Source organism: Bordetella genomosp. 12, from assembly GCF_002261355.1.
In the GTDB taxonomy this organism is placed as follows: Bacteria; Pseudomonadota; Gammaproteobacteria; order Burkholderiales; family Burkholderiaceae_B; genus Bordetella.
The window spans coordinates 605,417-631,574 of the sequence record NZ_NEVU01000002.1; the positions used below are offsets into that span (position 1 = coordinate 605,417).

General features: G+C 64.0%; 25 protein-coding genes and 1 tRNA gene. 19 read left to right on the plus strand and 7 right to left on the minus strand.

Annotated elements, in window-relative coordinates:
* Positions 1-55: 55 nt before the first annotated feature.
* From rlmB to CAL22_RS08205, 12 genes are all read left to right on the plus strand, one after another.
* Positions 56-793 (plus strand): 23S rRNA (guanosine(2251)-2'-O)-methyltransferase RlmB, encoded by a 738-nt coding sequence (gene rlmB / locus CAL22_RS08150; RefSeq protein WP_094812083.1) that lies wholly within the window; start codon positions 56-58, stop codon positions 791-793.
* Positions 794-842: 49 nt separating this feature from the next.
* On the plus strand, positions 843-2,087 hold the full coding sequence (locus CAL22_RS08155; protein WP_094812085.1) for a cystathionine gamma-synthase family protein: 1,245 nt from the start codon (positions 843-845) through the stop codon (positions 2,085-2,087).
* A 325-nt stretch (positions 2,088-2,412) separates the two neighbouring features.
* Positions 2,413-2,685 carry an HU family DNA-binding protein gene (locus CAL22_RS08160; RefSeq protein WP_094812087.1) on the plus strand — a complete coding sequence of 91 codons (273 nt, stop codon included), beginning with the start codon at positions 2,413-2,415 and terminating at the stop codon, positions 2,683-2,685.
* 116 nt (positions 2,686-2,801) lie between these two features.
* Positions 2,802-2,877, plus strand: a tRNA-Val gene (locus tag CAL22_RS08165).
* Positions 2,878-3,176: 299 nt separating this feature from the next.
* Positions 3,177-3,962 (plus strand): energy transducer TonB, encoded by a 786-nt coding sequence (locus CAL22_RS08170; protein WP_208621919.1) that lies wholly within the window; start codon positions 3,177-3,179, stop codon positions 3,960-3,962.
* A 21-nt stretch (positions 3,963-3,983) separates the two neighbouring features.
* Positions 3,984-4,901 carry a MotA/TolQ/ExbB proton channel family protein gene (locus tag CAL22_RS08175; protein ID WP_094812089.1) on the plus strand — a complete coding sequence of 306 codons (918 nt, stop codon included), beginning with the start codon at positions 3,984-3,986 and terminating at the stop codon, positions 4,899-4,901.
* Positions 4,901-5,476 carry an ExbD/TolR family protein gene (locus tag CAL22_RS08180; protein ID WP_094812091.1) on the plus strand — a complete coding sequence of 192 codons (576 nt, stop codon included), beginning with the start codon at positions 4,901-4,903 and terminating at the stop codon, positions 5,474-5,476. Before CAL22_RS08175 ends, CAL22_RS08180 begins: the two co-directional genes overlap by 1 nt.
* 114 nt (positions 5,477-5,590) lie before the next feature.
* Complete coding sequence (locus CAL22_RS08185) at positions 5,591-6,262, plus strand: response regulator (protein WP_094812093.1); 672 nt, start codon at positions 5,591-5,593, stop codon at positions 6,260-6,262.
* 55 nt (positions 6,263-6,317) lie between these two features.
* The gene (locus CAL22_RS08190) at positions 6,318-7,439 is read left to right on the plus strand and encodes a sensor histidine kinase (protein ID WP_094813519.1); all 1,122 of its coding nucleotides are present in this window, start codon (positions 6,318-6,320) and stop codon (positions 7,437-7,439) included.
* The gene (locus tag CAL22_RS08195; RefSeq protein WP_208621927.1) at positions 7,423-9,303 is read left to right on the plus strand and encodes a potassium transporter Kup; all 1,881 of its coding nucleotides are present in this window, start codon (positions 7,423-7,425) and stop codon (positions 9,301-9,303) included. The genes CAL22_RS08190 and CAL22_RS08195 overlap by 17 nt, the downstream gene beginning before the upstream one ends.
* Positions 9,304-9,484: 181 nt before the next feature.
* Positions 9,485-10,672: an FkbM family methyltransferase gene (locus CAL22_RS08200; RefSeq protein WP_094812097.1), complete on the plus strand. Its 1,188-nt coding sequence runs from the start codon at positions 9,485-9,487 to the stop codon at positions 10,670-10,672.
* 327 nt (positions 10,673-10,999) lie between these two features.
* Positions 11,000-12,052, plus strand: coding sequence for an acyltransferase (locus CAL22_RS08205; protein ID WP_244193815.1), 1,053 nt, complete (start codon positions 11,000-11,002; stop codon positions 12,050-12,052).
* Between the two features lie 111 nt (positions 12,053-12,163).
* On the opposite strand, the gene argG is transcribed toward CAL22_RS08205, so the two are convergent.
* The 3 genes from argG to CAL22_RS08220 all read right to left on the minus strand — a co-directional run bounded on the left by argG (position 12,164) and on the right by CAL22_RS08220 (position 15,789).
* The gene (gene argG / locus CAL22_RS08210; protein ID WP_094812101.1) at positions 12,164-13,501 is read right to left on the minus strand and encodes an argininosuccinate synthase; all 1,338 of its coding nucleotides are present in this window, start codon (positions 13,499-13,501) and stop codon (positions 12,164-12,166) included.
* A gap of 109 nt (positions 13,502-13,610) precedes the next feature.
* On the minus strand, positions 13,611-14,552 hold the full coding sequence (gene argF, locus CAL22_RS08215; RefSeq protein WP_094812103.1) for an ornithine carbamoyltransferase: 942 nt from the start codon (positions 14,550-14,552) through the stop codon (positions 13,611-13,613).
* 55 nt (positions 14,553-14,607) lie between these two features.
* Positions 14,608-15,789 (minus strand): aspartate aminotransferase family protein, encoded by a 1,182-nt coding sequence (locus CAL22_RS08220; protein ID WP_094812106.1) that lies wholly within the window; start codon positions 15,787-15,789, stop codon positions 14,608-14,610.
* 158 nt (positions 15,790-15,947) lie between these two features.
* On the opposite strand from CAL22_RS08220, the gene CAL22_RS08225 reads away from it, so the two are divergent.
* Entirely contained in the window at positions 15,948-16,238 is a 291-nt protein-coding gene (locus tag CAL22_RS08225; protein WP_094812108.1) for a DUF3579 domain-containing protein, read from the plus strand.
* A 54-nt stretch (positions 16,239-16,292) separates the two neighbouring features.
* Here CAL22_RS08225 and CAL22_RS08230 read toward each other — a convergent pair whose 3' ends face one another.
* Positions 16,293-17,246, minus strand: a complete 954-nt coding sequence (locus CAL22_RS08230) for a 2-hydroxyacid dehydrogenase (protein WP_094813521.1) — start codon at positions 17,244-17,246, stop codon at positions 16,293-16,295.
* A 193-nt stretch (positions 17,247-17,439) separates the two neighbouring features.
* On the opposite strand from CAL22_RS08230, the gene CAL22_RS08235 reads away from it, so the two are divergent.
* From CAL22_RS08235 to garL, 6 genes are all read left to right on the plus strand, one after another.
* Positions 17,440-18,372 carry a dihydrodipicolinate synthase family protein gene (locus tag CAL22_RS08235; RefSeq protein WP_094813523.1) on the plus strand — a complete coding sequence of 311 codons (933 nt, stop codon included), beginning with the start codon at positions 17,440-17,442 and terminating at the stop codon, positions 18,370-18,372.
* Between the two features lie 61 nt (positions 18,373-18,433).
* Positions 18,434-19,138, plus strand: coding sequence for a FadR/GntR family transcriptional regulator (locus tag CAL22_RS08240; protein WP_244193816.1), 705 nt, complete (start codon positions 18,434-18,436; stop codon positions 19,136-19,138).
* An 80-nt stretch (positions 19,139-19,218) separates the two neighbouring features.
* Positions 19,219-20,304 (plus strand): Ldh family oxidoreductase, encoded by a 1,086-nt coding sequence (locus CAL22_RS08245; RefSeq protein WP_094813525.1) that lies wholly within the window; start codon positions 19,219-19,221, stop codon positions 20,302-20,304.
* 17 nt (positions 20,305-20,321) lie between these two features.
* Positions 20,322-22,064 carry an L-arabinonate dehydratase gene (gene araD, locus CAL22_RS08250; protein WP_094812112.1) on the plus strand — a complete coding sequence of 581 codons (1,743 nt, stop codon included), beginning with the start codon at positions 20,322-20,324 and terminating at the stop codon, positions 22,062-22,064.
* A gap of 90 nt (positions 22,065-22,154) precedes the next feature.
* Positions 22,155-23,150: a Bug family tripartite tricarboxylate transporter substrate binding protein gene (locus CAL22_RS08255; RefSeq protein WP_094812115.1), complete on the plus strand. Its 996-nt coding sequence runs from the start codon at positions 22,155-22,157 to the stop codon at positions 23,148-23,150.
* Between the two features lie 44 nt (positions 23,151-23,194).
* Positions 23,195-23,962 (plus strand): 2-dehydro-3-deoxyglucarate aldolase, encoded by a 768-nt coding sequence (garL, locus tag CAL22_RS08260; protein ID WP_094813527.1) that lies wholly within the window; start codon positions 23,195-23,197, stop codon positions 23,960-23,962.
* A 125-nt stretch (positions 23,963-24,087) separates the two neighbouring features.
* On the opposite strand, the gene rpsT is transcribed toward garL, so the two are convergent.
* The 3 genes from rpsT to CAL22_RS08275 form a co-directional block, all read right to left on the minus strand.
* Positions 24,088-24,351, minus strand: a complete 264-nt coding sequence (gene rpsT, locus CAL22_RS08265; RefSeq protein WP_012417773.1) for a 30S ribosomal protein S20 — start codon at positions 24,349-24,351, stop codon at positions 24,088-24,090.
* 206 nt (positions 24,352-24,557) lie between these two features.
* Positions 24,558-25,577: a FecR domain-containing protein gene (locus CAL22_RS08270; protein ID WP_094812117.1), complete on the minus strand. Its 1,020-nt coding sequence runs from the start codon at positions 25,575-25,577 to the stop codon at positions 24,558-24,560.
* Between the two features lie 185 nt (positions 25,578-25,762).
* A complete protein-coding gene (locus CAL22_RS08275) occupies positions 25,763-26,140 on the minus strand; it encodes a c-type cytochrome (protein ID WP_094812119.1) in 378 nt (125 codons plus the stop codon).
* Positions 26,141-26,158: the final 18 nt, after the last annotated feature.

Here is a 26,158-nt window from a genome sequence, read left to right on the forward strand (position 1 = left end):
CCCCGGCCCGTCGCCGTTGCGGCGGGCCTTCCTGTTTTCAAAGGTAGTCATCACCATGGCGTCGACCCAAGTCCTGGCGGGGTTTCACGCAGTCGTGGCGCGTTTGCGCCACGCCCCTGAGTCCATCAAGGAAATCTATGTCGAGGCATCCCGCCGCGACAAGCGCATGCAGACGCTGATCGAACAGGCCGAGCGCGCCGGGCGCCGGGTCCATCCGGTGCCGGCCGAGCGCCTTGACGGCATGGCGCGCGGCACCCGTCACCAGGGCGTTCTGGCCGTGGCCGACGAACGGCCGCTGGCCGTCGGCGTGGCCGAGGTGCTCGACGAAATCGAAGGGCCGGCCTTTCTGCTCATCCTGGATGGCGTGACCGATCCGCACAACCTGGGCGCCTGCCTGCGTACCGCCGATGCGGCGGGCGTGCATGCCGTCATCGCGCCGCGTGATCGCGCGGTCGGCCTGAATGCCACGGTGCAGCGCGTGGCCTGCGGCGCGGCCGATACGGTTCCCTACATCATGGTCACCAATCTGGCGCGCACCATGCGCGAATTGAAAGAGCGCGGCGTGTGGCTGGTGGGGACCGATGATCAGGCCGGTCATGACATGCATGCGGTCGATGCGCGTCAACCCATGGCGTGGGTCATGGGCGCCGAGGGCGAGGGCATTCGCCGCCTGACGCGCGAGACCTGCGATGAGTTGGTCAGTATTCCCATGTTGGGCTCGGTCGAGAGCCTCAACGTCAGCGTCGCCAGCGCGGTCTGCCTCTACGAGACCGTGCGCCAGCGGCGTCATTGATTTTCATTTTTTGCCACTTTCCTGCCGGCTATCCGGCTCCGGGCACACCATGCACCAAAACGGCTTTACCACCACGATTCTCCATTCCGATCGCACCCAGGCTGTCGAGCACGGCGCGGTGCACAAGCCCATGCATCCGTCCTCCGAGTTCGCCTACGAAGACTCGCGCGAGCTGGCGGCCGTGTTTCAGGGTAAGGCCGGGTTCACCTATGCGCGCCAGGGAACGCCGACCACCAACGCCCTGGAAGCCAAGATCAGTCAGATGGAGGGCGGCAAGAGCTCGGTGAGCTTTGCCACCGGCATGGCCGCGCTGGCGGCGATTTTCACGACCTTGCTGCGCCGTGGCGATCACCTCATATCGAGCCAGTTCATCTTCGGCAATACCAACAGCCTGCTGGGCACCTTGGTCGAACTCGGCGTTGAGGTCACCTCGGTCGATGCCACGGATGCGGAACAAGTGCGCGCCGCCGTACGTCCGAACACCCGCATGGTATTTACCGAAACCATCGCCAACCCTGGCACGCAGATCGCGGATCTGGCCGCCATCGGCGAGATCTGCCGCGAGCAGGGGCTGGTGTACGTGGTGGACAATACGCTGACGTCGCCCTGGCTGTTTCAGCCGCGCGAAGTCGGTGCGTCGCTGGTGATGAATTCGCTGTCGAAGTACATCGGCGGCCATGGTCACGCACTGGGCGGCTCGGTGACGGACACGGGGCTGTTCGACTGGTCGGGGTACACGAATATCTTCGAGACCTATCGCAAAGGCGCGCCGACGAGCTGGGGGCTGACCCAGATCAAGAAGAAGGGCCTGCGCGATATGGGGGGCACGCTGGCGGCCGAGCCGGCGCATCGCATCGCCATCGGTGCCGAGACGCTGGCGCTGCGCATGGACAGGCATTGCAGCAATGCGCTCGCGCTGGCGCACCTGCTGCAGTCGCATCCCGGCGTGGCCAAAGTGCATTACCCGGGCTTGGCGGCCCACCCGCAGCACGCGCGGGCCGGCAGCCTGTTTCGCCAGGGACGCTATGGGGGCTTGCTGGGCGTGGAGCTGGCTGATGGCATCGATTGCTTTGACTTTCTGAATCGCCTGAACATCGTGCTCAATGCCACGCATCTTGGCGACACGCGCAGCCTGGCGCTGCCGGCCGCGCACACCATTTATTACGAGATGGGCGCCGAGCGGCGTGCGCAGATGGGTATCGCCGACAGTCTCATTCGCGTCTCCGTGGGCATCGAGGACGAAGCGGACCTGTTGCATGATTTTGATCAAGCGCTCAAAGGCTCGATGGCCTGATCATGCGTATGTCGCTTGGTGCGCGCAGCGGATGCCTGGCGTTTTTGTTTATTGCGTAAAGCGTTAAAAGCCAGTATCGGCGCGGTTTCTCGCTTGGGTAATGCTTGACAGTCGCAGACGCGCCGGGCCTAATACGTCACTGCGTCGCAGCTTTCCACAGCTTGAAAAAGCCTGCCAGGAAGCTGCGACGCAGCAATTAAAAGGTTGTGCTTTTGCAGCGCAAGAAATACTAAATCGTCACTCGTCAGTTCTGGCGCGAGCCCAACATCGGCGCTTTCGCGCTGCGCGGGGCGCGTAATTCATACCTTGTGAGGGGTAATCCTGAATGAACAAAACCGAACTCATCGATCACATCGCCAGCAAAGCCGATATCTCCAAGGCAGCTGCCGGTCGCACGCTTGACGCTTTGATCGGTGCCGTCAAGACCACGCTCAAAAAGGGGGGCACGGTCACCCTGGTGGGTTTCGGCACCTTCGCTGTGTCTGCACGCGCTGCCCGCACGGGCCGCAACCCGCGCACGGGTGAAACCATCAAGATCAAGAAAGCCAAGGTGCCGAAGTTCCGTCCCGGCAAGGCCTTGAAGGACGCCGTCAATTAAGCGTTTGTATTGGCGGGTCGGCGGCTCGTTGCGTATCGCGAGCAATCGATTTGCCGACTCATGCGAGGTTCGCTATACTTCGGGCCGCGCAAGACTTTGAGTGGCCCCGCGCATACGGGTGCTTAGCTCAGTTGGTAGAGCGGCGCCCTTACAAGGCGTAGGTCACAGGTTCGACCCCTGTAGCACCCACCAAAGCTGCGCATCACGCTCAAGGCCCTTGGACCACCGGTTCAAGGGCTTTTTGTTTTGGGGCTCGTGATTCGCCTGGCCTTGGCCATTTCCCGCCGTTGAGTCCGTCAGGGGTGTGGGCCGCAGAGGTTTCGCGATGGGCAAGGGCAGGGCGGCCGGGTTGGGAGCATAATATAGGCCAGAGTAAACTTGCGAATCATTCGCATTTGATATATCGTAGTGGACTTGGAAACGCCAGCCGGTGGCCGGGATAATTCTCCCGGTTGCATGCTGGCGTACTCGTTAATGTTTCTGGCTGATTCATGCCTAGCCTTCAATACGGTTGGACTTCTACCCCGCAAGCGTCGATGGGGTTACGCGTGGGGGCCGGCATTGCCGTGCTTGCCGTGCACGCAGCGGTGATTGGTGCCATTTTCTTCAACGACACCGAAGCGCCTGTCATGCTCGACCAAGAGCCTGTCATGGTGAGCGTCATCGAAGCCCCTGTGCCTCAGGTCGCCAAGGCCGAGCCCAATCCCGAACCCCCCGTGGAAGAGATACCGCCTCCCGAGCCGGTCGTCGACCCTACGCCTGAGCCGGATCCCGAGCCTGAGATCGAGCCTGAGCCCGAGCCGGAGCCCGTGGTGGAAAAGCCGCCCGTGCCCGCGCCGCCTCCGCCGCCCAAGCCTAAGCCCAAGCCGAAACCTCAGCCCAAGCCGCAACCCAAAACCGAGGTCAAGCCCGATCCGACGCCCAAGCCGCCGGCCGGTGAGACCGACGGCGAACAGGTCACGCAAGCGCCCAAGCAAGGCCCCGCTCCTGACGAGCCGGTCTTCATGTCCAGCGTGGAGTATCTGGGTGACCGCCCGGCGCCCAAGTACCCGTCGGAGTCCATCCGGCGCCGCGAACAAGGGCGTGTGATCGTGCTGGTCACGATCAATCCGCAAGGGTATGTCGACAAAGCGGTCGTCGACAGTTCGTCGGGCTTCCGCCGGCTGGATGCCTCGGCGATCGAAGCCGTGCGCAAGGCCCGCTTCAAACCATTGACACGCAACGGGGTTCCGCAAACGGCCATGGCCAGGATTCCGTTCGATTTCGGACTTAAGTGATTCAAGCAAAAGGGAACTGAAATGTTCAACGCACTCCAAAACGCCATGATGGTCGTGGCCCAGGCCGCGGGCTCTGCAGCGCCCGCCGCGGGCGGCACCGCCACGCCGCCCGCCGCGCCCGAGACGCTGCAACCGGCCGCCGATACGCTCAACGCCGCCGCAGCCGCTTCCCTCGCGCCGCCGCCGCCCGCCGTGCCCGACATGGGGTTCATGCACTTCGTCGCCCAAAGCGACTTCGTCGGCAAGACGCTCTTCATCATTCTGATCCTGATGTCGGTGGTCACCTGGTACCTCATCGTCGTCAAGACGATCAGCAACGTGCGCATGCGCAACCGTGCCGCCGCCTTCCTGAATCACTTCTGGAACGCCGGTTCCCTCAAGCAGGTCGAAAATGAGATCGCCACGCATGGCGCCCGCGATCCCTTCTCGCATCTGGCCAGCCATGCCATCCACGCCCAGAGCCACCACGCCAAGTTCGGTGCGACCAAGCTCGAAGAGGCGGGCAGCAACGGCGAGTTCGTCACCCGCACCATGCGCAAGGTCATCGACGAAGAAACCGCCAAGCTCGAAAACGGCCTGACCATTCTGGCTTCGGTGGGTTCGACCGCACCGTTCGTCGGCCTGTTCGGCACGGTCTGGGGCGTGTACCACGCGCTGGTGGGTATCGGCCTGTCCGATGGCGTCACCATCAACCGCATCGCCGGCCCCGTGGGCGAAGCGCTCATCATGACCGGCCTGGGTCTGGCCGTGGCCATTCCCGCCGTGCTTGCCTACAACGCTTTCGTGCGGAACAACCGCGTCTTCCTGTCGCGTCTGGATGCCTTCGCGCATGACCTGTTCGCCTTCCTGACGACCGGCCAGCAAGTCGCCGTGTCCGATGGCAAGGTGCGTGCGCTGCGTCGCCAGGGTGGCCAAGCCGATGCACGAGGGAGCGAATAATGGCTTTCGGCAGCTTCGACAATAAAGGGTCGGGCGGCCACACCGTGTCCGAGATCAACATGGTGCCGCTCATCGACGTGATGCTGGTGCTGCTGGTGATCTTCATCATCACGGCGCCGCTGCTGGCGCATTCGATCAAGATCAACATGCCGCAGGTTTCGGCCGAGCAGCTGCAGGAAGATCCGAAGACGATCGACCTGGCCATCGACGCGAGCGGCTCGATTTTCTGGGACGAGCAGCCGATCACCCTGGAAGACCTGCCTTTCCGCTTCCACGCGGTGGCAGGCGACAAGCCGCAACCCGAGATTCGTATCCGCGCTGACCAGAACACGCGCTACGAAACGCTGGCCAAGGTCATGGCGTCGGCGCGCCGCTCCGGCATGGGCCGTATCGGCTTTGTGACCACGCCGGCTCCGGCCGGCGCCGCCCCGGCGCCGGGCGCTGCCCAACCGGCCGCTCCGGGCGCTCAGCCCGCAGCCACGGGGGCTCACCCCGCGGCCCACCCGGCAGCCCAGCCTGCCAAGCCGGCGCCCGCCAAGGCCGGCGCCCAGCCCGCGGCTCAGCCCGCGCGCTGACCGGCAGGGGAGATGCTTCGGTTGTCCGGCCGAAACATCTCCCCGCGGTCCATCTGGCAATGGCTCGCATATTTGATCTGGGCGTGCAGCCCGGGTTCGCGCTAGAATCGCGGCATGCGAGTACTCGTAATCGAAGATGACACCACCCTGGGCCATGCGCTCCAGGAATTCCTGTCCGACCAGGGCTATGCCGTGGACTGGCTCACCGAAGGTGACAAGGTCCAGGGAGCGCTGGCGGGGCAGCCGTACGATCTGCTTCTGCTGGATCTCAATCTCCCCGGCCAAAGCGGCCTGGACGTATTGCGCCAATTGCGTCAGGAAGGCAACCAGGTTCCGGTGCTCATCCTGACCGCCCGCGATGGTCTGGACGATCGCGTGGCCGGCCTGGATGCCGGGGCGGACGACTACGTCACCAAGCCCTTTGATCTGCCCGAGCTGGCAGCCCGCGTGCGGGCCTTGGGCCGCCGGCGGACGGGGCAGGCTCAGCCGCTCATCGAAGTCGGCCCCCTCGTGTTTGACACCGTCGGCCGCGAAGTCCGGGCCAATGGTCAGCGCCTGGCCTTGTCGGTGCGTGAGTTGTCCGTGCTGGAGATGCTCATGGCCCGTGTCGGCCGTGTCGTGACCAAGCGCCAGATCGTCAATTCGCTTTCTGCCTGGGATGCCGACTTCAGCGAGAACGCCGTTGAAGTGTATGTCTATCGCTTGCGCAAGCGCCTCGAGGGCACGGGCGCCAGCATCCAGACGGTGCGCGGTTTCGGCTATATGCTGGACGTCGAAGCTGCCTGACCCCGCCTGAAACGGACGCCGGCCCGCAAGGGTGGGCGCATACCGCTTTCTCACCATGCCGGACTCAAGACCCGAACCTCTGCCGCAACAGCCGGGCTGGAAGCTGCCGGTTGGTTCGCTGGCGCGCCACCTGGTGGTGCGACTCATGCCGCCCATTCTGCTGCTGTTTCTGCTCGATCTGGCGGCGACCTGGGTCATCACGCACAAGATCGACATGTCCGTCTGGATGCTGGAGGATTTCTTCTGGCTCATGGTGGCGGGTCAGATCCTGTTGATCATTCTGTTTGCCGGGGTCATCGTGCAGGGCGTGCGCTCGGGCCTGCGCTCCGTCAATCATCTGTCGGAAGAAATACGCCAGCGATCCATCGACGATATGCAGCCCATGGCGGTGCAAGGCCTGCCCGCAGAGATCGCGCCGCTGGTCACGCATATCAATGATCTGTTGTTGCGCCTGGATGCCTCGCTGGCCGCGCAGCGCCGCTTCATCGGCCATGCTGCTCACCAATTGCGTACCCCCTTGAGCGGTCTGCGTCTGGAGTCCGAGCTCATGTTGGCGCGGCCGCTGCCCGAAGACGTGCGGGCTCGGGCTGAACGCATCAAGGTCGTGAGCGATCGCATGATCCGGCTGGGGCAGCAATTGCTGGTGCTGGCCAAGGCCGACCCCAACGCCAGGCCGCAGGATCGCTTCGTGCGCCTGGACCTGTGCGAGTGGGTGCGCGCCAGCGGCGCCGAGTGGATCCCCCGCACCCGGGCCTCGCAGGTCGAGCTGGACCTGCTGGCGCCCGACCATCCCATCTGGATCGATGGCGATCCTTTGCTGCTCGACGAGCTGCTGGGCAATCTGATCGACAATGCCCTGCGTTATGGGGCGGGCCTGGTGACACTGACCATCGGCGAGAATCCGCCGTCGCTCACGGTCGAGGATGATGGCCCGGGTATTGATCCGCAAGAGCGCGAGCGCGTCTTCGAGGCGTTTTACCGCTCGCCGTCGGCCAGTGCGGATGGTTCGGGCCTGGGTCTGGCCATCGTGCGCGAGATCGCGCACGCGCATGGCGCGTGGTGGAAGCTGAGCAGCCGCCCGGAGTTTGGCGGCACGCGGCTGACGGTTGTTTTCCCTGGTCCCCGCAAGGGCGCCCAACTTACACGCCATGAGCGTCCCTATGAGTCAGACCTCTGAAGCAGGCAAATCCCGGCGCATGGCCTTGATGATGGGGGCGCTGGGCGTGGTGTACGGGGACATCGGCACCAGCCCGCTGTATACGCTGCGGGCTTGCCTGACGGGCTTCGCCGATCTGGAGCCCGCGCATATTCTGGGCGTGCTGTCGATTCTGTTCTGGCTGCTCATGGTGGTCGTTTCGCTCAAATACGTGACGCTCATCCTGCGGGCGGACAACCAGGGCGAGGGCGGTACGCTGGCGCTGCTGGAGTTGGCGGTGCGCGGCCGCAGCGGCAAGATGCGCATGTTTCTTGTCATTCTGGGCATCTTCGGTGCCGCGCTCTTTTACGGCGACAGCATGATTACGCCGGCGATCTCCGTGCTCTCCGCGATCGAGGGCATCGGCGTGGTGTCGCACACTATGGATCGCTGGGTCGTGCCGGCCGCCATCGTGGTGCTGGTGGCCTTGTTTGCCATCCAGTCGCGCGGCACGGGGGCCATGGGCAAGCTCTTCGGGCCGGTCATGGCGCTTTGGTTCGGCACGCTGGCCGTTCTGGGCGCCTGGCAGATCTGGCAGGCGCCGGAAGTTCTGGCGGCTCTCAACCCGATGTGGGGGCTGCGGTTCATCGTTGAGTTTCCCTTGATGAGTTTTCTGCTGCTCGGCGCGGTGGTGCTGGCCTTGACGGGAGCCGAGGCGCTGTATGCCGACATGGGCCACTTTGGCCGGCCGGCGATCCGGCGGGCCTGGTTCAGCATGGTGCTGCCGTCGCTGACGCTGTGCTATCTGGGGCAGGGGGCTTTGCTGCTGCGCGATCCCACGGCCATACGCAATCCCTTTTTCCTCATGGCACCGGAATGGGGTCTGGTGGCGCTGGTGGCGCTGGCCACGGTGGCCACGGTGGTGGCCTCTCAGGCCGTGATCTCGGGCGCCTTCTCGGTGACGCGGCAAGCGGTGCAGTTGGGCTTCTGGCCGCGCATGCAGATTTTGCACACGTCCGCCATTGAAAAAGGCCAGATCTATCTGCCGCAGGTCAATGCCTTGCTGTTGTGCGCCGTGCTCTTGCTGGTGCTGGCCTTTCGCAATTCCGAGAACCTGGCGGCGGCCTATGGTTTCGCTGTCACCGGCACCATGCTGACCACCTCGGTGCTGGCGTTTGCGGTGCTGCCCCGGGGCAGCACGGGCGGCAGAAGGCTGGCGTGGATGCTACTGTTGGGCGTGCTGCTGCTCATCGATGTGCTGCTTTTCGGCGCCAATATCTTCAAGATCCACGAAGGCGGCTGGATGCCCTTGCTGGTCGGGGTGATCGTCTTTACGCTCATGATGACCTGGCGGCGCGGCCGCCTGCTGTTGGCGCAACTGCAGGCCCGTGATCGCCAGCCGCTTCAGGAATTCATGGAGCAGCTGGAAACCTACCCGCCGGCGCGCGTGCCTGGTACCGCCATTTTCATGACCATGAACAGCGGCAACGTGCCGCCGGCGCTGTTGCACAACCTCAAGCACAACAAGGTGCTGCACGACCACGTGGTGTTCTTGTCCATCAGAGTGGCCGATGTCCCCTACATCCCGGATGACGGCCGCTTCGATGTGACGCAGATCAGCGCCTCGAGCTGGCAGGTCATCATTCATTATGGCTTCAAGGAAGATCCCGATGTGCCGGAGGCGCTGCGTGAGGTGGCGCAAGCCTACCCGGAGATCGATCTTGAGCCCATGCGGACCTCCTATTATCTGTCGCGCCAGACCGTGGTCTCGGGCAAGCGGTCGGCCATGTCGCGCTGGCGCCGTGCGGTCTTTTCCTTCATGGCCCGCAACTCCACCCGCAGCACGCGCTTTTTCAAGATCCCGCCCAATCGGGTGGTTGAAATGGGCATGCAGGTCGAGCTGTGAGTGGGGCGGAAACGTTCCGCCTGGATCAGGCATCCTCCTACGCCGTGCGCTGTAGCGCCTGATTGCAGCCACCCCCGCGGCCGCGTCACACTCCCAGACTCCTGTTGACTGCCGGTGTGTTGACTGCCGGTGTGTTGACTGCCGGTGTGTTGACTGCCGGCTCTGCTATGGAGGCCGGTAGATGGTCCTTGACGACTGGCGCGAGCTCAAACGCCTGGGTGATGAGCGCATGGCCCGGGTGCGCGCCCTGGAAGGCTTTTACGTGCTGTGGCCGCGCTATTGCAGCGCCTGGACCCAGCACTTGCACGAGGTGGCGCAAGGCTCCACCTATCGCGCAGATCCGCGATTCCTGGGGTTCTGTGAAGTGGGTGAGAAACCCACGCTTCCCAATGCGATGATTCCGGTTCCGCCCAGCCAGGAAGGGGCGATCTCGATGCTGGAATACCTGCGGCAGCGCAGCCGCAATCCCCGTATCGGCTTGATGTGCTTTCCGGGCACGCACGGCGAGTGGGCGTTGTGGCAGGGCGTGCAGGGTCAATTCGATTACCTGGCGCACATGGCGGCCAGCGGGGCCGCCCATACCTATGTGCCCGTCATCGAAGAGCGCGAGCATTATCTGGCCGAGATCGCCAGCTATCAGGCCATGATGGCCGAGATGGACCTGTTGTCGCGACAGACGCTGGCAGCCCGGATCCACGCGTATCTGGCGCTGGATCGCGGTCCTTTGCTGCGCTACATGATCTCCGCCGACTACCAGTACTTCAACGGCGCCAGCCCGCATTGCTCGTTCGTGCCGCGCGAACACGAAATCTACATCGATGTGGGCGCCAGCCAGGGAGAGTGCCTGGGCCGGATGGCGGGGCTGGTGGGCCCCGGTTCCGAGCTTTGGGGGCTGGAGCCCAATCGCCTGGACTTCGCCAGTTTGCGCAGCCTCTCCTGGTTGCTGCCCATCCGGGCCGAGCGCGTGGTGGCAGGACCGACCCATGGCGGTTCGGTGGCCTTCTACACCGATCCCGACTATCCGCATGGGTCGCGTTTTGTACTGCCCTCGGATAGCGCGCAGTGGCGCGAGGCGCGCAAGGAGTGGATCGAAACCTTGCCCGCGGTGTCTCTGGATGGCCTGGTGCCGGGGCAGGCCACGATGATCAAGGCCGATGTCGAGGGCGGCGAACTCGGCATCCTGGAGGGCGCCACACGCCATTTGGCGCAGCCTGAGTGCCGCCTGAGTATCGCCGCCTACCATTACCCCAACGATCTGCTGGCCCTGAGCCGCTTTATGCGCGGGCTGGGTCGCAAGCGCCACGCCGTGCGCGGGCACCACGCCAGCGTGTGGGACCTCGTGCTGTACGTGCACGAGGAGGCGGCTTAATCCCGCCGGCAAGCGGGTCTGCTCGAGGCGCCCGGCGCGGGAGTTTTTCCGGCGCCGTGGCGCTATCGCGGCACGGATTCCGTACCGGGAGGCTTGCGCCGCCTGCAGGATGGCTGCCCGCGCGGGCCAGCTGGACGACCAGATTATCTTCGTCGGTTCCAGCGATTCATTCGGCAATCATTCTCCGGATGTTAAATATAATGTTAAATCATCAGAGAATAATAAATTATATAAATTGCGCGGCGGTAATTTTGTTTGTTACCCTGAATCGGTATTTTTCTTCGGGGTTCCTCCTGGGAATTCGATATCGATTGTCTGGGAGAACTGGTGAGGAATTATTACTGGATTTCATTGGTCAAGGCGGCGGCAATGATGGGCGTGGTCGGTATTCACGTCGCGGGATATACCGGTGTTGCCCCGGGCGCCAGAGATACTCTGGTGGGCAAGGTGGCGATCCTGATTGCAACGCTCGGACTGTGCGCGGTGCCTTTGTTCGTGATGGTCAGTGGCGCATTGCTGCTCGATCCGGCCAGATTTCACGGCGTCAATGATTTCTTGAAGAAAAGAACGCTGAGAATACTCGTGCCCCTGGTTTTCTGGCACGTTGCCTACTATCTCTTCATCGTTTTCTATCTGGGTTGGCATTTGTCACCGCTGCAGGCGGTAAAGAACGCCATGAATGGCAACCTGTATACAGCGCTGTACTATTTCTGGGTGATTCTGGGGTTGTCCGTGCTGACGCCGGTTTTAATCCCCTATGTGAGAGAGAAGAACAACAATATTTTAGGGTTCGGGGTGCTTGCCTGCTGTATTCCTGTGCTCTCTGTCGCCCTGGTGTCCCTGCGGCCGGGGCAGCCGGTCTGGATTCATACACCGTGGACGTGGTGGATCCCCTACCTGGGCTACTTCATGCTCGGCTGGGCGCTCAAAGAGGTGGTGCTGCCGCGGCGATGGTCGGTGGTCGCGGTATGCTGCGCCGCTGTCATGGTGCTGGGGTTGTATTCCACCTGGAGCAATAGCAATGTCAGCATCCTGGCCGCCGCCGTTTGGCCGGCAAGCTATTACAGCCTCGCAACGCATTTGTTTACGATCTCAGCCTTTCTGATTATCAAGTCGCTTCCCTTCGTTCGAACGCAGGCCCAATGCCGGGTTGGCGCGCGTTTTGCGCAAGTGATAGGAAAACTGGGCGAAGGCACGTTGGGTGTTTTCGCCATGCATTTGATCGTCTTGGCTGTCCTGCTGCGGCAGGAGTGGTTCGGGCGGAGTCCCGTCTCGCACAGCATCATGCAATTGCTGGCCAGGATCGTGATTGTCTACGTGCTCACCTATGCCATCGTGCTGGCGCTGCGGCAGGCGCCGGCATTGCGCAGGCTGCTGTGAGCGGCGTCAGGCCGGGGGGGGGCGTGACCTCGGCGCCGGCCCGGTCTGGATAGGGACGAGGCGAAAAAAAACCTGGGCCAAGGCCCAGGTTTTTCACGCCTGCCGGCAGGTTTACTTTTTGTCTTCCTTGATTTGCGGCAGGGCGGCATTGCCTGCCGACGACAGCAGGCCGGCCTTCACGTAGGTGAAGAGTTTGTCGCGCGTGTCCGTGATATCCAGATTGCGCATGGTGAGCTGGCCAATGCGGTCAGCCGGCGTGAACGGCGCATTCTCGACCTTTTCCATGGACAGACGCTCGGGAGCGTAGGTCAGGTTGGGCGATTCGGTGTTCAGCAGCGAGTAGTCATTGCCGCGGCGCAGTTCGAGGGTGACTTCGCCAGTGATGGCACGGGCCACCCAACGTTGAGCGGTTTCGCGCAACATGATGGCTTGCGGGTCGAACCAGCGCCCTTGATAGAGCAGGCGGCCCAGCTTGCGGCCGTTTTCGCGGTACTGCTCGATGGTGTCTTCGTTATGAATGCCGGTGACCAGGCGCTCGTAAGCGATGAACAGCAGAGCCAGGCCCGGGGCCTCGTAGATCCCGCGGCTCTTGGCTTCGATGATGCGGTTTTCGATCTGGTCGCTCATGCCCAGGCCGTGACGCCCGCCGATGCGGTTGGCTTCGAGCAGCAGTTCGACGACATCGTTGTACTCGACCCCATTGAGGGCGACCGGACGGCCTTCCTCGAAGCGCACGCTGACTTCTTCGGCCTTGACGGCCACATCGTCGCGCCAGAAGGCAACGCCCATGATGGGCTTGACGATGCGGATGCCGGAGTTCAGGAACTCCAGATCCTTGGCTTCGTGGGTCGCGCCCAGCATGTTGGAATCGGTCGAGTAGGCTTTTTCGGCCGACATTTTGTAGTCGAAACCGGCGCGGCGCATGTATTCCGACATCTCGGAACGGCCGCCGAGTTCGTCGATGAAGGTCTGATCCAGCCAGGGCTTGTAGATCTTCAGGTCCGGGTTGGTGAGCAGGCCGTAGCGGTAGAAGCGCTCGATGTCATTGCCCTTGAACGTGCTGCCGTCACCCCAGATGTTGACGCCGTCTTCCTTCATGGCGGCCACGAGCATGGTGCCCGTCACGGCGCGCCCGATGGGCGTGGTGTTGAAGTAGGTCAGGCCTGCGGTGGAGATGTGAAACGCACCGCTTTGCAAGGCCGCCAGGCCCTCGGCCACCAATTGCGCGCGGCAGTCGATCAGGCGGGCATTCTCGGCGCCGTACTGCAGGGCGCGGCGCGGGATCTCTTCGTAGTCGGGCTCGTCGGGCTGGCCCAGATTGGCGGTATAGGCGTAGGGGATGGCGCCTTTTTCGCGCATCCACAGCAGGGCTGCGCTGGTGTCCAGGCCGCCAGAAAAGGCAATGCCGACCTTCTGGCCGGTGGGAAGGTTCGGGAGAATGGTAGTCATTGTGTGATCGAAAGCGTCAAAGGGCTGACGGCGGGGAGCTCAAGCGGGCTATTTTAGCGCGTTTGCCCCCCGCCGGCCGGGGTGGGTCAGGGGCGTGGCGGGCGGTGCTTCAGTGCACTTCGCCCAGCAACAGGAATTCCATCAGGGCCTTTTGCACGTGCATGCGGTTCTCGGCCTCATCCCAGACCACGCTTTGCGGGCCGTCGATGACTTCGCCGGTGACCTCTTCGCCCCGGTGCGCCGGCAGGCAATGCATGAACAGGGCTTTGGGGTCGGCGGCGGCCATCATTTCGGCGTCCACGCACCAGTCGGCGAAGGCGGCGCGCCGCTCTTCGTTCTCGGCTTCGTAGCCCATGCTGGTCCAGACGTCGGTGGTGACCAGATGCGCGCCCTGGCAGGCCTGCATGGGATCCTTGAATTGCTTGAGTACCGAGGGCGGCGGGTTGCCGACGCGGGCGGTTTCGAGTTCATACCCGGCGGGCGTGGACACATGCAGCGTGAAACCGAGCATCTCGGCGGCCTGCAGCCAGGTGTAGGACATGTTATTGGCATCGCCCACCCAGGCCACGATCTTGCCGGCGATGGGGCCGCGATGTTCGATATAGGTGAACAGGTCGGCGAGGATCTGGCAGGGATGGTACTCGTTGGTCAGGCCGTTGATGACCGGCACGCGCGAGTGCGAGGCAAAGCGCTCGATGCGGGTTTGCTCGAAGGTGCGGATCATGACGATGTCGACCATGCGCGAGATGACCCGGGCGGTGTCTTCGATGGGTTCGGAGCGCCCCAGTTGCGAGTCGTTGGACGTCAGGTTGATGACCGAGCCGCCCATCTGGTACATGCCGGCCTCGAAGGACACGCGGGTGCGCGTGCTGGCCTTCTCGAACACCATGGCCAGCGTGCGGTCGTGCAGCGGCATATGGGGTTCGTAGCGCTTGAACTTATCCTTGATGATGCGGGCGCGGTCCAGGACATAGCCGATCTCGGCGGCGGTGAGGTCTTTGAACTGCAGGAAATGCCGCAGGGGGCCGTTTTGCGTCGTAGGAGGAGTCATGGTGAGGTCACAGGTCGATAGACGGCGGCCCGGCTCGTGGCCCGGCCGCCTGTGATTATGCTTGTTCGGCCAGGAAGGTCTTGATCAGGGGCACGAGGATTGCGACGATTTGATCGGCTTGTTCGGCGTTGAGGATCAGCGGCGGCAGCAGGCGGATCACGCGGTCACGCGTGACGTTGATGAGCAGGCCGGCCTGCAGGGCCCGTAGGGCCAGCGCGGCGCAAGGGCGTTCGAGTTCGATGCCGATCATGAGGCCGCGCCCGCGCACTTCTTTCACGCCGGCGACACCGGCCAGCGCCTGGCGCAGCGCCTCTTGCAGCTGCGCGCCCACGCGTTCGGCGTTGCCCAGCAGATCGTCTTGTTCAAGCACATCCAGCACGGCCAGACCGGCGGCGCAAGCCAGCGGGCCGCCGCCGAAGGTGGTGCCGTGGCTGCCTGGGGTGAGGACCCCGGCGGCAGGGCCCCGGGCCAGCATGGCGCCGATCGGCACGCCGCCGGCCAGTCCCTTGGCCAGCGTCATGACATCGGGTTGAATGTCCGCCCACTGATGGGCGAACCATTTGCCCGTGCGGCCGATGCCGGACTGGACTTCGTCGATCATGAGCAGCCAGCCGCGCTCGGTGCAGAGCGCGCGCAGGGCTTGCAGATAGGCAATATCCGAGGGGCGGATGCCGCCTTCGCCTTGCAGGACCTCCAGCAGGACGGCAGTGACGCGCGATTCGCGGTCGCCGGCCTGGCGCACCGCTTCCAGGTCGTTGTAGGCAACCTGGATGAAGCCGGTGGGCAGGGGCTCGAAGCCTTTGCGCGCTTTCTCGCTGCCGGTGGCGGCCAGGGTGCCCAGCGTGCGGCCGTGCCAGGAAGACTCCATCGTGATGATGTGAGCGTGCGTGTTGCCGCGTTGATAACCGTAGTAGCGCGCCAGCTTGATGGCGGCCTCGTTGGCTTCGGAGCCGCTATTGTTGAAGGCGACTTCCTGCATGCCCGACAAGGCGTTCAGGCGGGCAGCCAGTTCGGTCTGCTGGGGGACTTCGTAGATGTTGGAGGTGTGAATGACCCGCCCGGCCTGCTCGGCGATGGCGCGCACCAGCCGGGGATGGGCGTGGCCCAGGCAGGACACCCCGATGCCGGCCAGCGCGTCGAGATACTTGCGGCCTTCCGGGTCCCAGAGCCAGATACCCTCGCCATGGGTAAAGGAGACCGGCAGGCGGGAATAGATATTGGCCAATGGCGAGTTCATCGCGGCGTACTCCACGGGAAAAACCAGGGATAAGGCCCCCTCATGCCCCAGGGCGGAAGCGGACCAAAGGATCAATCATATACAATTCGCGGCGCGGGTCGCATGTTTGAGACGCGGCCGATCTGGCGTCCGCGCGCGCAGCCCGTTGTGAAGGTCCCATGGCAACTCGCGTCAAACAATTCATTATTCATGGCGTCACCGAAAGCGGTGCGCGTTTCCGCCCCAGCGACTGGGCGGAGCGTCTCGCGGGCGTGATGGCGCAATTCCGGCCGCCTGGCAGCGCCGGCAATCACCTTACCTATTCGCCCTATGTCCTGCCCGTCGTGATCGATGGTGTGCGCGGCATCGTGGTCGACCAGCGCCTGCGCGAGCTCGAGCCCCTTGCGTTCAAGTTTGTGGTCGATTTTGCGCGCGATAACGGCCTGAAGACCGAAGAACGCGAAATTTGATGCCAAATTGGCGTATGGCAACGAACCCCCCTCGGGGGCTTCGTGCATGCGGCACTACACCGGCGTGGTGACCTTGCCCGTGGCGAAGTAGGCGGCCAGGTTTTCCAGCATGAGGTTTTCCATGTCCATGCGGGTTTCGGTGGTGGCGCTGCCGATATGCGGCAGCACGACCGCCTGGTCCGTGGTCCGCAGAAACTCCGGCACCTTGGGCTCGTGCTCGAACACATCCAGGGCTGCGAAACCGAGCTCACCCGACTCCAGCAGGCTGACCATGGCGGCTTCGTCGATCACCGGGCCGCGGGCGATATTGACGATAATGCCCTTGGGGCCGAGGGCGCGCAGCACTTCGCGGTTGACGAGATGGCGCGTGCTGGGTCCGCCGACGGTGGCCACGATCAGGAAATCCGCCCAGTCGGCCAGCTCGGTCAGGCTCGCGGCGTAGCCGTAGTCCACGTCGCTGCGTTCGCGACGATTGTGGTAGCGCACTTGCATGTCAAAGCCCAGGCCGCGGCGGGCGATCGCTTCGCCGATGCGGCCCAAACCGATCACGCCGAGTTTCTTGCCGCTCACGCGCATGCCCAGGGGGATGCTGCCATGGACTTGGCCCCATTGGCCGGCGCGCACGAAGCGCTCGCCCTGGCCCATGCGGCGCGCTGCGGCGATCAACAGGCCCCAGGCCAGGTCGGCCACACAATCGGTAAGCACATCCGGCGTGTTGCTGACCTGGATGCCGCGTTCCTGGGCGGCCTGCACGTCGATGGTTTCATAGCCCACGCCCCAACTGCAGATGGCCTTGAGATCGGGCAGGGCGGCGATGAGGTCGGCCCGGGCACCCATATTGGCGGAGGTCACGAGGGCGGTCACGCCGGGGCCGAATTCCGCCAAGGCTGCCGCGCGATCCTGATGCTTCCAGAGTTCGACGACGTCGTAGCTTGCGGCGAGGCGCTGATTGGCGGTGGCGGAGCCGGCCAGCGGGCCGACCTGGATGATGCGATGCTTGCTTGTCATGGCGTCCAACATTGGGAAGGAGGGGGCAAAGCGAAAATGCTACTTGATTCCGCGCGGGCGTGGTCGGCACGCCGTCGCGCAGCGGCAATCTGCGGGTTGGCTCCACTTGTAAAACAAATGATTGTGTTGATAGTATGCCTGTCAATCAAGTGCGGCGCCGCCCAGACGCCCGATTTTGTGGAGTTGCATGGCCATGAAGACCAGCCCCGTCACCCCCGCCGATTTGCAGCGGTCCGTGATTGCCGTGCCCCCGCTGGCGCGTGGCGCCGATCTGACGTTCAATCTGGCGGCCAATCAGGCCGTGCTGCGGCATCTGGAGCAGGGCGGCGTGCGCAATGTGATGTACGGCGGCAATGCGAACTTCTACAACATCGAGGTCAGCGAGTATGCCGCCGTCGTCGACGCGCTGGCCGACGCTGCGGGCGCCGATACCTGGATCTTGCCCTCGGCCGGACCGGATTATGGCAAGTTGATGGATCAGGCCCGCCTGCTGCGCACGCGCGCATTTCCGACAGCCATGCTGCTGCCCATGGCCTTTCCGTACACCGATGCTGGCCTGGCCGATGGCGTGCGGCGCTTCAGCGATGCCTTGGGCCGGCCAGCCGTGGTTTACATCAAGTCCGCCAACTACTTAGCTCCCGCGACGCTGGCGCGGCTGATCGAGGAAGGCCGCATCGTGGCGGTCAAGTACGCGGTGGTACGCGAGGATCCCGCGCAGGATGCCTATCTCGCCGCCTTGCTCCAGGAGGTCGACGCGCGGCATGTGGTCAGTGGATGCGGCGAGCGGCCGGCCATCGTGCATTTCCGCCAGTTTGGGCTCAAGAGTTTCACCTCCGGCTCGGTATGCGTGGCGCCGCGTGGCGCCATGCAATTGCTGCAGAGTTTGCACGCTGGCCGCTACGACGAGGCCGAGCGGCTGCGCGCCCGCTACCTGCCGCTGGAGGATTGTCGCGACGCCATCAGCCCGATACGCGTGCTGCATGATGCCGTCACGCTGGCGGGCGTGGCCGATATGGGGCCCATGCTGCCTTTGCTCAGCGGACTGGATGCCGCCGAGCGCGAGCGGGTCGCGCCGGTGGCGCGCGCGCTGCTGCAGCAGGATGGCCCGGCGGCCCGGCTACCATAGCGGCTGTTTATCATTGATTTCAGGAGCCCGCGTGGCGAGCAACAGTAAAGGAGATGAGCCAGTGCCGCTCGAAAGGCGCCAGCGTGTGCGCCTGGGCGATCAGCTCTATGGGCAGATCTTCGAGCAGATTACGTCGGGCCGCCTGAGCGTGGGCGACAAGCTGCCCTCCGAACACGAGATCTGTGAGCGCTTCGGCGTGTCGCGGCCGGTCGTGCGCGAGGCGCTGCTAAGGCTGCGCGCTGATGGTTTGATCACCGCGCATCAAGGGCTGGGCACCTTCGTCAGCCATCAGCCGGCACCGCGCTTGAAAACGTTTCCCGATGTCGAGAACGTCAGCTCCTATCTGCGGGCGCAAGAGGTGCGCGTGGCGCTCGAGGGCGACGCCGCGCGCCTGGCCGCCATTCGGCGCAGCGACGAGCAATTGGCCCGCATCGAGCAGGCGCATGCCGGTTTTCTCAATCGCCTGGCCGATGGCAAGGTTTCGCCGCAGGCGGATCTGGCCTTCCATGCCAGTATCGCCGAGGCCAGCGGCAACGATTTTTATCTTGGCGTGCTGGAAAGCATTCACGAGGCCGTCAGCGGTTTCATGCGTCTGGCATTGAACCTGACGCGCACAGGATCGCGCGAGCGCGGAGAGCGTGTGGCCGACGAGCATGCCGCGATTTTGTCGGCCATTCGGGCGCAAGACGGTGAGCGTGCGCGGGTCGCCATGCAGTTTCATCTGGGGCAGGCGCGCCGCCGGCTGGTGGACAAGGAGCGCGACTGACCCTGATTCGGCAAGCGGGCGTCAGACCCGCGGGCAGATTCCAATAGGAGACAAGTGTGCAAGCGGAAAGCGATGCAGGCATGCGCGCCGGGGTAGCCCTGGTGCGTGATCAGATAGAAAGGGTGTTGACCGCCTGGGGGATGCCGCAGGATATGGCCGCCATCAGTGCGCGCCTGATGGCCGAAACCGATCGGCTCGGCGTCGATTCGCACGGCATTTCCATGCTGCCCATGTACGAGCAGAAATGGCGCGCGGGCATTCTGGATCTGACCGCGCGGCCGCGTGTGGTGCGCGAGGGCACGGCCAGCGCCTTGCTCGATGGCATGGGCGGCCTGGGGCATCCGGTGTCACGGCAGGCCATGGAGCTGGCTTGCGACAAAGCGCTGAGCCATGGCGTGGGGGCGGTGTCGGTGCGCAACTCCCACCACTTCGGCGCGGCTGGCGTCTACGCGCGCCTGGCGCTGGCGCGCGGCCTGGTCGGCCTGGTCGCCAGCAGTGCTGTCACGCTCATCATGGTGCCCACGCGTGGGGCCATGCCCCGTCTGGGCACCAACCCGCTGGCGTTTGCGGCGCCGGGCGGGCATCACCCGGGACTGGTGCTGGACATGGCCACCACGACGGTGGCGGGCAATAAGGTCAAGGTCTACGATTTTTACGGCAAGCCCTTGCCCGAAGGTTGGGCGGTCGATGGCCAGGGCCGTAGCGTGACAGACGCCAGCCAGGCGATGGAATTCATTTTCAAGCGCGACGAGGGCGGGCTCACGCCGCTGGGCGGCACGGCCGCCATGAGCAGCCACAAGGGCTATGGCCTGGCGCTGATGGCGCAGACCTTGGGGGGCACCTTGGGCGGCAGCGCGCTGGCGGCGCTGCATGCACAGAAGCGGCAGCCGGGGCAGGGCGATGACGTCGGGCATTTTTTTCTGGCGCTCAATCCGGATGCCTTCCGTGAGGCGGGCTCGTTCGAGGACGACATGGACGAGCTCATCGACACCATGCGTGACACCCCGGCGGCCGATCCGCAGGTGCCGGTGCTGGTGCCCGGCGACCTCGAAGCGGCCGAAGCCTTGCGGCGCGACGAGGCGGGTGTGCCGATCTCGCGCGCACTGGACGAGAAGCTGCGCGCCATCTGCGAGCGCAGCGGTGCGCGCTATGTACTGGGCTTATAACGAAGGAAGACAGCACGATGAGTCAATCTCCCAAGCGCAAGCTGCCCGAAGACTTGCGCAGCCACCGCTGGTATGGCGTGAAGGATCTGCGCGCTTTTGGCCACCGCTCGCGCACGGCGCAGATGGGCTATCACCGCTCCGATTATGCGGGCAAGCCGGTGATTGCCATCATCAATACCTGGAGCGACATCAATCCCTGCCATAGTCATTTCAAGCAGCGGGTCGAGGAGGTCAAGCGCGGTATCTGGCAGGCCGGCGGTTTCCCGGTGGAAATGCCCGCGATGAGCTTGTCCGAACCCTTTCAGAAACCCACGACGATGCTGTATCGCAATCTGCTGGCCATGGAGACGGAGGAGCTGCTGCGCTCTTACCCGGCCGACGGCTGTGTGCTCATGGGCGGTTGCGACAAGACCACGCCGGCATTGCTTATGGGCGCCATTTCCATGGACTTGCCGACGATTTTCGTGCCGGCCGGCCCCATGCTGCGCGGCAACTGGAATGGCGTGACCCTGGGTTCCGGGTCCGACACCTGGAAGTATTGGGCCGAGCTGCGGGCAGGCAATATTTCCGAGGAGGATTGGCAGGGCGTGGAAGACGGCATCGCGCGTTCACCGGGGCACTGCATGACCATGGGCACGGCCTCCACCATGACGGCGGCCGTCGAAGCGCTAGGCCTCTGTCTGTCGGGGTATTCCTCCATCCCGGCGCCGGATTCGCGCCATGGGCAGATGGCCAGCCTGACCGGCAAGCGCATCGTCGACATGGTCTGGCACGACCTCAAGCCCAGCGATTTTCTGACCGAAGCGTCTTTCGACAATGCGGTGCGCACGGTGCTGGCGCTGTCGGGCTCGACCAATGCAGTGGTGCATTTGATCGCGCTGGCGCGCCGCGCCGGCTTCGGTCTGGACCTGGATCGTTTCGATGCTTTGGCGCGGACCACGCCAGTGCTGGCCAATCTGCGGCCGGCAGGCAAGTATTTGATGGAAGATTTTTTCTATGCGGGCGGCTTGCGCGCCATGCTGGCGCAGATGACGGATCTGCTGGATCTGACGCAGGGCTCGGTGGACGGCCGCAGCCTGGGCGAGAACATCGCCGGGGCGCGGGTGTTCAATGATGATGTCATTCGCGGGCGTGATCAGGCGCTGGTGGCCTGTGATGGCCTGGCGGTGCTGCGCGGCAACCTGGCGCCGGACGGGGCAGTCATCAAACCCGCGGCGATGGAGGCGCGGCTGCAGGTGCATACCGGTCCGGCGGTGGTGTTCAAGGACTACAACGACATGGCCGAGCGCATCGATGATCCCGATCTGGATATCACCGCCGACAGCGTGATCGTGCTGCAGAACGCCGGCCCGCAAGGCGCGCCCGGCATGCCCGAGTGGGGGCAGTTGCCGATTCCCCAGAAGCTGCTCAAGCAGGGAGTGCGCGACATGGTGCGGATATCCGACGCGCGCATGAGCGGCACAAGTTATGGCGCCTGTGTGCTGCACGTCGCGCCGGAAGCCTATGTCGGCGGGCCGTTGGCCTTGATCCGCAGCGGCGATCGGGTCCGTCTGGATGTGCCTGGCAGGCGTATCGATGTGCTGATCGATGAGGCCGACATGGCGGCTCGGAAGCAGGCCTGGCAAGCGCCGCCGCCGAAATTCGAGCGCGGCTTCGGCGTGTTGTACCTCAAGCACATCGGGCAGGCCGACAGCGGCTGTGATTTCGATTTTCTGCAAACGCGCAAGGCCGAGGAAAAGGAAGAGCCTGAGATTCACTGATAGGTAGAGGCAGGCGGGCCGGGCGGCCCGCGGTGTTCACACTTGCTCGACAAATGAGATGCCGGTCCGGCCGGCACGAGGAGACAAAGCATGTTGTGCCGTAAATCCTGGTTTGCCAATCGCCGCCGTGTTGTGGCGGCTTTCGTGGCCTGTGTGGGCCTGTACAGCGGACTGCCCGCCGGGGCGGCCGAGTGGCCCGACAAGCCCGTGCGCCTGGTCGTGCCGTTCCCGCCGGGCGGCAGCACCGATGCCGTAGGCCGGATGCTGGGCGTCGAGTTGGGCAAGGAGCTGGGCCAGACCGTGATCGTCGAGAACAAAGGCGGCGCCAACGGCAACATAGGCTCCGATGTGGTGGCCAAGGCCGCGCCCGACGGGTATACCTTGCTGCTGTCCGGTGTGGGTTCCAACGCCATCAACTATGCGCTCTACCAGTCCATGCCCTACCAGGACAAGGATTTCGCGCATATCTCCTTGCTGGCGACCGGCCCCAATGTCCTGGTGGCCAATCCTGAGTTTCCGGGCCGCAGCTTCGCCGAGTTCATCCGCTTGGCCAAGGAAAGCCCGGACAAGTACACGCACGCCAGTTCGGGCAGCGGCTCTTCCGGCCATCTGGCCATGGAGATGCTCAAGCAGGCCGCGGACATCAAGCTGGTGCATGTGCCCTATAAAGGGGGCGCGGCCGCCATCACGGACACCATAGGCGGGCGGGTGTCCGTACTGTTTCTGAACCAGGATAACGTGTTGCCCCAGGTGCAGGCCGGCAAGCTGCGGGCGCTGGCCGTGGCCAGCGCCAAACGCAATCCGGCCTATCCCGATATCCCCACCATCGCCGAGTCCGGCTATCCTGGCTTTGCCGCCGAATCCTGGTTTGGTCTGTCGGCTCCTGCGGGCACGCCACCAGCGGTGATGCAACGTCTGCACAGCGCCACCGTCAAGGCCATGGCCGATCCGGCGCTGCGTGAAAAGCTCGAGAAAGTGGGCTTTGTCGTGGTGGGCAGCTCTCCCCAGGCGTTCTCGGCCTTTGTCAGCCAGGAAATAGATAAATGGGGTAAGGCCGCCAAACTCTCTGGCGCCCGCATGGATTGATCACCGGCCGCAAGGCCAGCTTTTTCTTCGTCGTGGATACATCAATGACTTCACCTTTGCCCAATGTTTTCCGTCAACGGATACTCGCGCGCGAGCGCGTGATCGGTTTATGGCTTTCCATGACCAGTCATCTGACCTCCGAGATGATCGGTTTGGCCGGCTTCGACTGGCTGTTGCTGGACGGCGAGCATGCGCCCAACGAGATCCCGAGCTTCGTGCAGCAACTGCAGTCGCTGCAGGGCAGCCCGAGCGCGGCGGTGGGTCGGCCCTCGTGGAACGACCCGGTCGAGATCAAGCGCATGCTGGATATCGGCTTCTATAACCTGCTCATCCCTTTTATCGAGTCCGAGGAGCAGGCGCGCCAGGCCGTGGCGGCGACGCGCTATCCGCCGCAGGGTATCCGTGGCGTGGCCGGTTTGCTGCGCAGTAACCGCTATGGCACCGTGCCGGACTACCAGCACACGGTCAATGACCATATCTGCGTGCTGCTGCAGATCGAGAGCCGTGCGGGTCTGGAGGCCGTCGACAAGATTGCCGCCGTGGAAGGGGTGGATGGTGTGTTCATCGGCCCGTCCGACCTGGCAGCGGCGCTGGGGCATCTGGGCAACCCGGGGCACCCTGAAGTGCAGGAGGCCATTGCCCATCTTTACGAGCGCGTCAACGCGGCGGGCAAGGCAGTCGGTATCCTGGCGCCCGTGGCCGCCGATGCCAGGCGCTATCTGGACATGGGCATGCACTTCGTGGCGGTGGGCACGGATATGGGGGTATTAAAGCAGGCGGTGTTTGGCCTGCGCGAGGCTTTCGCGAGCTAGGGCCGCCCCAGGCGGGCGCCGGCCCGCCAATACAAAAAGGATGCCTAAGCATCCTTTTTTTTGCCGCATTCCTATGCTGCTCATGTGCCCCGACGACTTGCCAGGGCCATAAGCGGCATAACTGCTTAGGCGAGCGCCTTGACGGCCGCAGCCAGGCGGCTCTTGTGGCGAGCGGCCTTGTTCTTGTGGATGATGTTTTTGTCAGCCACGCGGTCGATCACGCTGCTTGCTTTGCGCAGCGTCTCGCCAGCCACAGCCTTGTCGCCGGTAGCGATGGCTTGGCGAACGCGCTTGATCGCGGTACGCAGCATCGAGCGCAGGCTGGAATTGTGCTTGTTACGCTCAACCGATTGGCGAGCGCGCTTGCGGGCTTGGGCGGTATTGGCCATGTTGCTTAAGAGTCTAGTGAATTCGGCAAAGTCAGATATTGTATCAGGCTTGCCAGATAATGCAAGTCCTTTGAGACAAAGCTGTTTTTAACCAGGCAGCAGCGCCTACATCGAGGTCTGCCGACGACGGCTTTCGTGTTTCGGGCGCTAGTGTACCTCGTCTGGGCAGGCAGGCGCAGAACGCTCACCCTGCCGGCCGGCAAGCCTCAGGCAACGGCCACGCTGATGGTGACGAACCAGGGGGTCAGCCGCTTGATGGCGATGGGCATGCGCTCGCCCAAGGCGCGCAGGGCAGCCTCGGGGTCGTCCAAGGGATACATCCCCATGACGGGCAGGCCACCCGCGGCCATGGAGACGCGCAGTGTTCCATGGCGGTAGGGCCGCAGCGCCGCGATGATCTCGGCCAGCGGGCGGCCGTTGGCATTGATCCAGCCGCCTTCCCAGGCGGCTTCGGCGGCCAGTTCGCTGCGCGCGATATCCAGGCGGGCAGCGTCAAAGCGCGCGCCCATGCCCTGCGGGATACTGCCTCGCGTGCCGCCGGTCGTCTCGATATCGAGATCGCCATCCTGCGCCACGACCAGGGTGCGGCGCGCCTGCTGGCGCACCATGTAACGTTTGCCCGAGGAGCGGACCACGCCCTCGGCGGTCTGCACCAGAAAGGGCCGGTTGGGGTCTTCGGGCGAGGTGACGGCGACCGCGCCTTCGAGCAGCATGAGGCGCCGGTAGGTGGCGGTGAATTCCAGATTGACGCGGCTGCGGGCATCGAGCAGCAATTCCGTGCCGTCGGTGAGCTGGTAGCGGCGGCGCTCGCCCGTGGCGGTGGCCGCGTCGGCGGCCACGCTGGACAGAGGGTAGAAGTCGCGCACGGCCACGAGCGCGCCCGCGCCGGCGGCGGCCGTGATGGTCAGCGCCGCGGCCAGAAACCGGCGGCGCGGCGGCGCGGGTTCGTCCTCATCGAAAGCCGGCGCCCGTGCGGTGACGATCGGGCGCGCGGGTGGCACGCTGGCGTTGCCCTGGTAGCCCAGGGGATAGGCGTCTCCCAGACGGCCGGCCATGGTGTTGCTCAGCGCCTGCGAGATTTGCTGCCAGGCGTTTTCATGCAGAGGACTGGCTTCACGCCAAGCCATGAAATTGGCGTAATCGCGCCGGGTCGCTCGGCCGGAACGCAGCAGGAGCAACCAGTCAATTACTTGGTCCGAGAGCGGCGGTATGTCGGTGGATGTCACTTCTTTTTCCACGCTGGACCCCGCGGGGGCCTCAGTAACGCAGTTAATAAATAATTGTCTTTTTTACTAAACCTTACTCTAGCGTAGCAGGGTCTTCGCATTCCACCAATTGAAAAGACCACTATTTCTAGTGGTCTTTTTGTTATTTCGCAATAAAAGGAAATATAGTAACAGTTTCTTAGTTTTTACTTCAAGGTCTCAATGTACTTGACCAGCGCCGCGCGTTTTTCGGCGTCTGCCATGCCCGAATAGGGCATGCGGGTGCCGGGCACCAGGGCCTGCGGGTTCTCCAGATACTTGTCCAGCGTCTCGGCGTTCCAGGTCAGGCCGCTGCGTTTCATCGGCCCGGAGAAGCGGAATCCCGGCACGTCGCCGGCCTTGGTGCCGTACACGCCTGCCAGGCTGGGGCCGACACCGTTTTCTCCGGCCTTGACACTGTGGCAGGCGATGCATTCCTGATAGGCCTGCTTGCCGAGGTCCATGACCTTGTCCTGGGCCCAGCTGGCCGGGCTACAGGACAACATCAGCGCCAGGGCCGTCAGGCCCGTTGATATCTTTGTCATTGCCAACTCCTTGAGTCC

Coding starts and splice junctions, on each gene's coding strand:
- rlmB (WP_094812083.1), top strand. CDS start 56: ATGGCGTCGACCCAAGTCCTGGCGGGGTTTCACGCAGTCGTGGCGCGT.
- CAL22_RS08155 (WP_094812085.1), top strand. CDS start 843: ATGCACCAAAACGGCTTTACCACCACGATTCTCCATTCCGATCGCACC.
- CAL22_RS08160 (WP_094812087.1), top strand. CDS start 2,413: ATGAACAAAACCGAACTCATCGATCACATCGCCAGCAAAGCCGATATC.
- CAL22_RS08170 (WP_208621919.1), top strand. CDS start 3,177: ATGCCTAGCCTTCAATACGGTTGGACTTCTACCCCGCAAGCGTCGATG.
- CAL22_RS08175 (WP_094812089.1), top strand. CDS start 3,984: ATGTTCAACGCACTCCAAAACGCCATGATGGTCGTGGCCCAGGCCGCG.
- CAL22_RS08180 (WP_094812091.1), top strand. CDS start 4,901: ATGGCTTTCGGCAGCTTCGACAATAAAGGGTCGGGCGGCCACACCGTG.
- CAL22_RS08185 (WP_094812093.1), top strand. CDS start 5,591: ATGCGAGTACTCGTAATCGAAGATGACACCACCCTGGGCCATGCGCTC.
- CAL22_RS08190 (WP_094813519.1), top strand. CDS start 6,318: ATGCCGGACTCAAGACCCGAACCTCTGCCGCAACAGCCGGGCTGGAAG.
- CAL22_RS08195 (WP_208621927.1), top strand. CDS start 7,423: ATGAGTCAGACCTCTGAAGCAGGCAAATCCCGGCGCATGGCCTTGATG.
- CAL22_RS08200 (WP_094812097.1), top strand. CDS start 9,485: ATGGTCCTTGACGACTGGCGCGAGCTCAAACGCCTGGGTGATGAGCGC.
- argG (WP_094812101.1), bottom strand. CDS start 13,501: ATGACTACCATTCTCCCGAACCTTCCCACCGGCCAGAAGGTCGGCATT.
- argF (WP_094812103.1), bottom strand. CDS start 14,552: ATGACTCCTCCTACGACGCAAAACGGCCCCCTGCGGCATTTCCTGCAG.
- CAL22_RS08220 (WP_094812106.1), bottom strand. CDS start 15,789: ATGAACTCGCCATTGGCCAATATCTATTCCCGCCTGCCGGTCTCCTTT.
- CAL22_RS08225 (WP_094812108.1), top strand. CDS start 15,948: ATGGCAACTCGCGTCAAACAATTCATTATTCATGGCGTCACCGAAAGC.
- CAL22_RS08230 (WP_094813521.1), bottom strand. CDS start 17,246: ATGACAAGCAAGCATCGCATCATCCAGGTCGGCCCGCTGGCCGGCTCC.
- CAL22_RS08235 (WP_094813523.1), top strand. CDS start 17,440: ATGAAGACCAGCCCCGTCACCCCCGCCGATTTGCAGCGGTCCGTGATT.
- CAL22_RS08245 (WP_094813525.1), top strand. CDS start 19,219: ATGCGCGCCGGGGTAGCCCTGGTGCGTGATCAGATAGAAAGGGTGTTG.
- araD (WP_094812112.1), top strand. CDS start 20,322: ATGAGTCAATCTCCCAAGCGCAAGCTGCCCGAAGACTTGCGCAGCCAC.
- CAL22_RS08255 (WP_094812115.1), top strand. CDS start 22,155: ATGTTGTGCCGTAAATCCTGGTTTGCCAATCGCCGCCGTGTTGTGGCG.
- garL (WP_094813527.1), top strand. CDS start 23,195: ATGACTTCACCTTTGCCCAATGTTTTCCGTCAACGGATACTCGCGCGC.
- rpsT (WP_012417773.1), bottom strand. CDS start 24,351: ATGGCCAATACCGCCCAAGCCCGCAAGCGCGCTCGCCAATCGGTTGAG.
- CAL22_RS08275 (WP_094812119.1), bottom strand. CDS start 26,140: ATGACAAAGATATCAACGGGCCTGACGGCCCTGGCGCTGATGTTGTCC.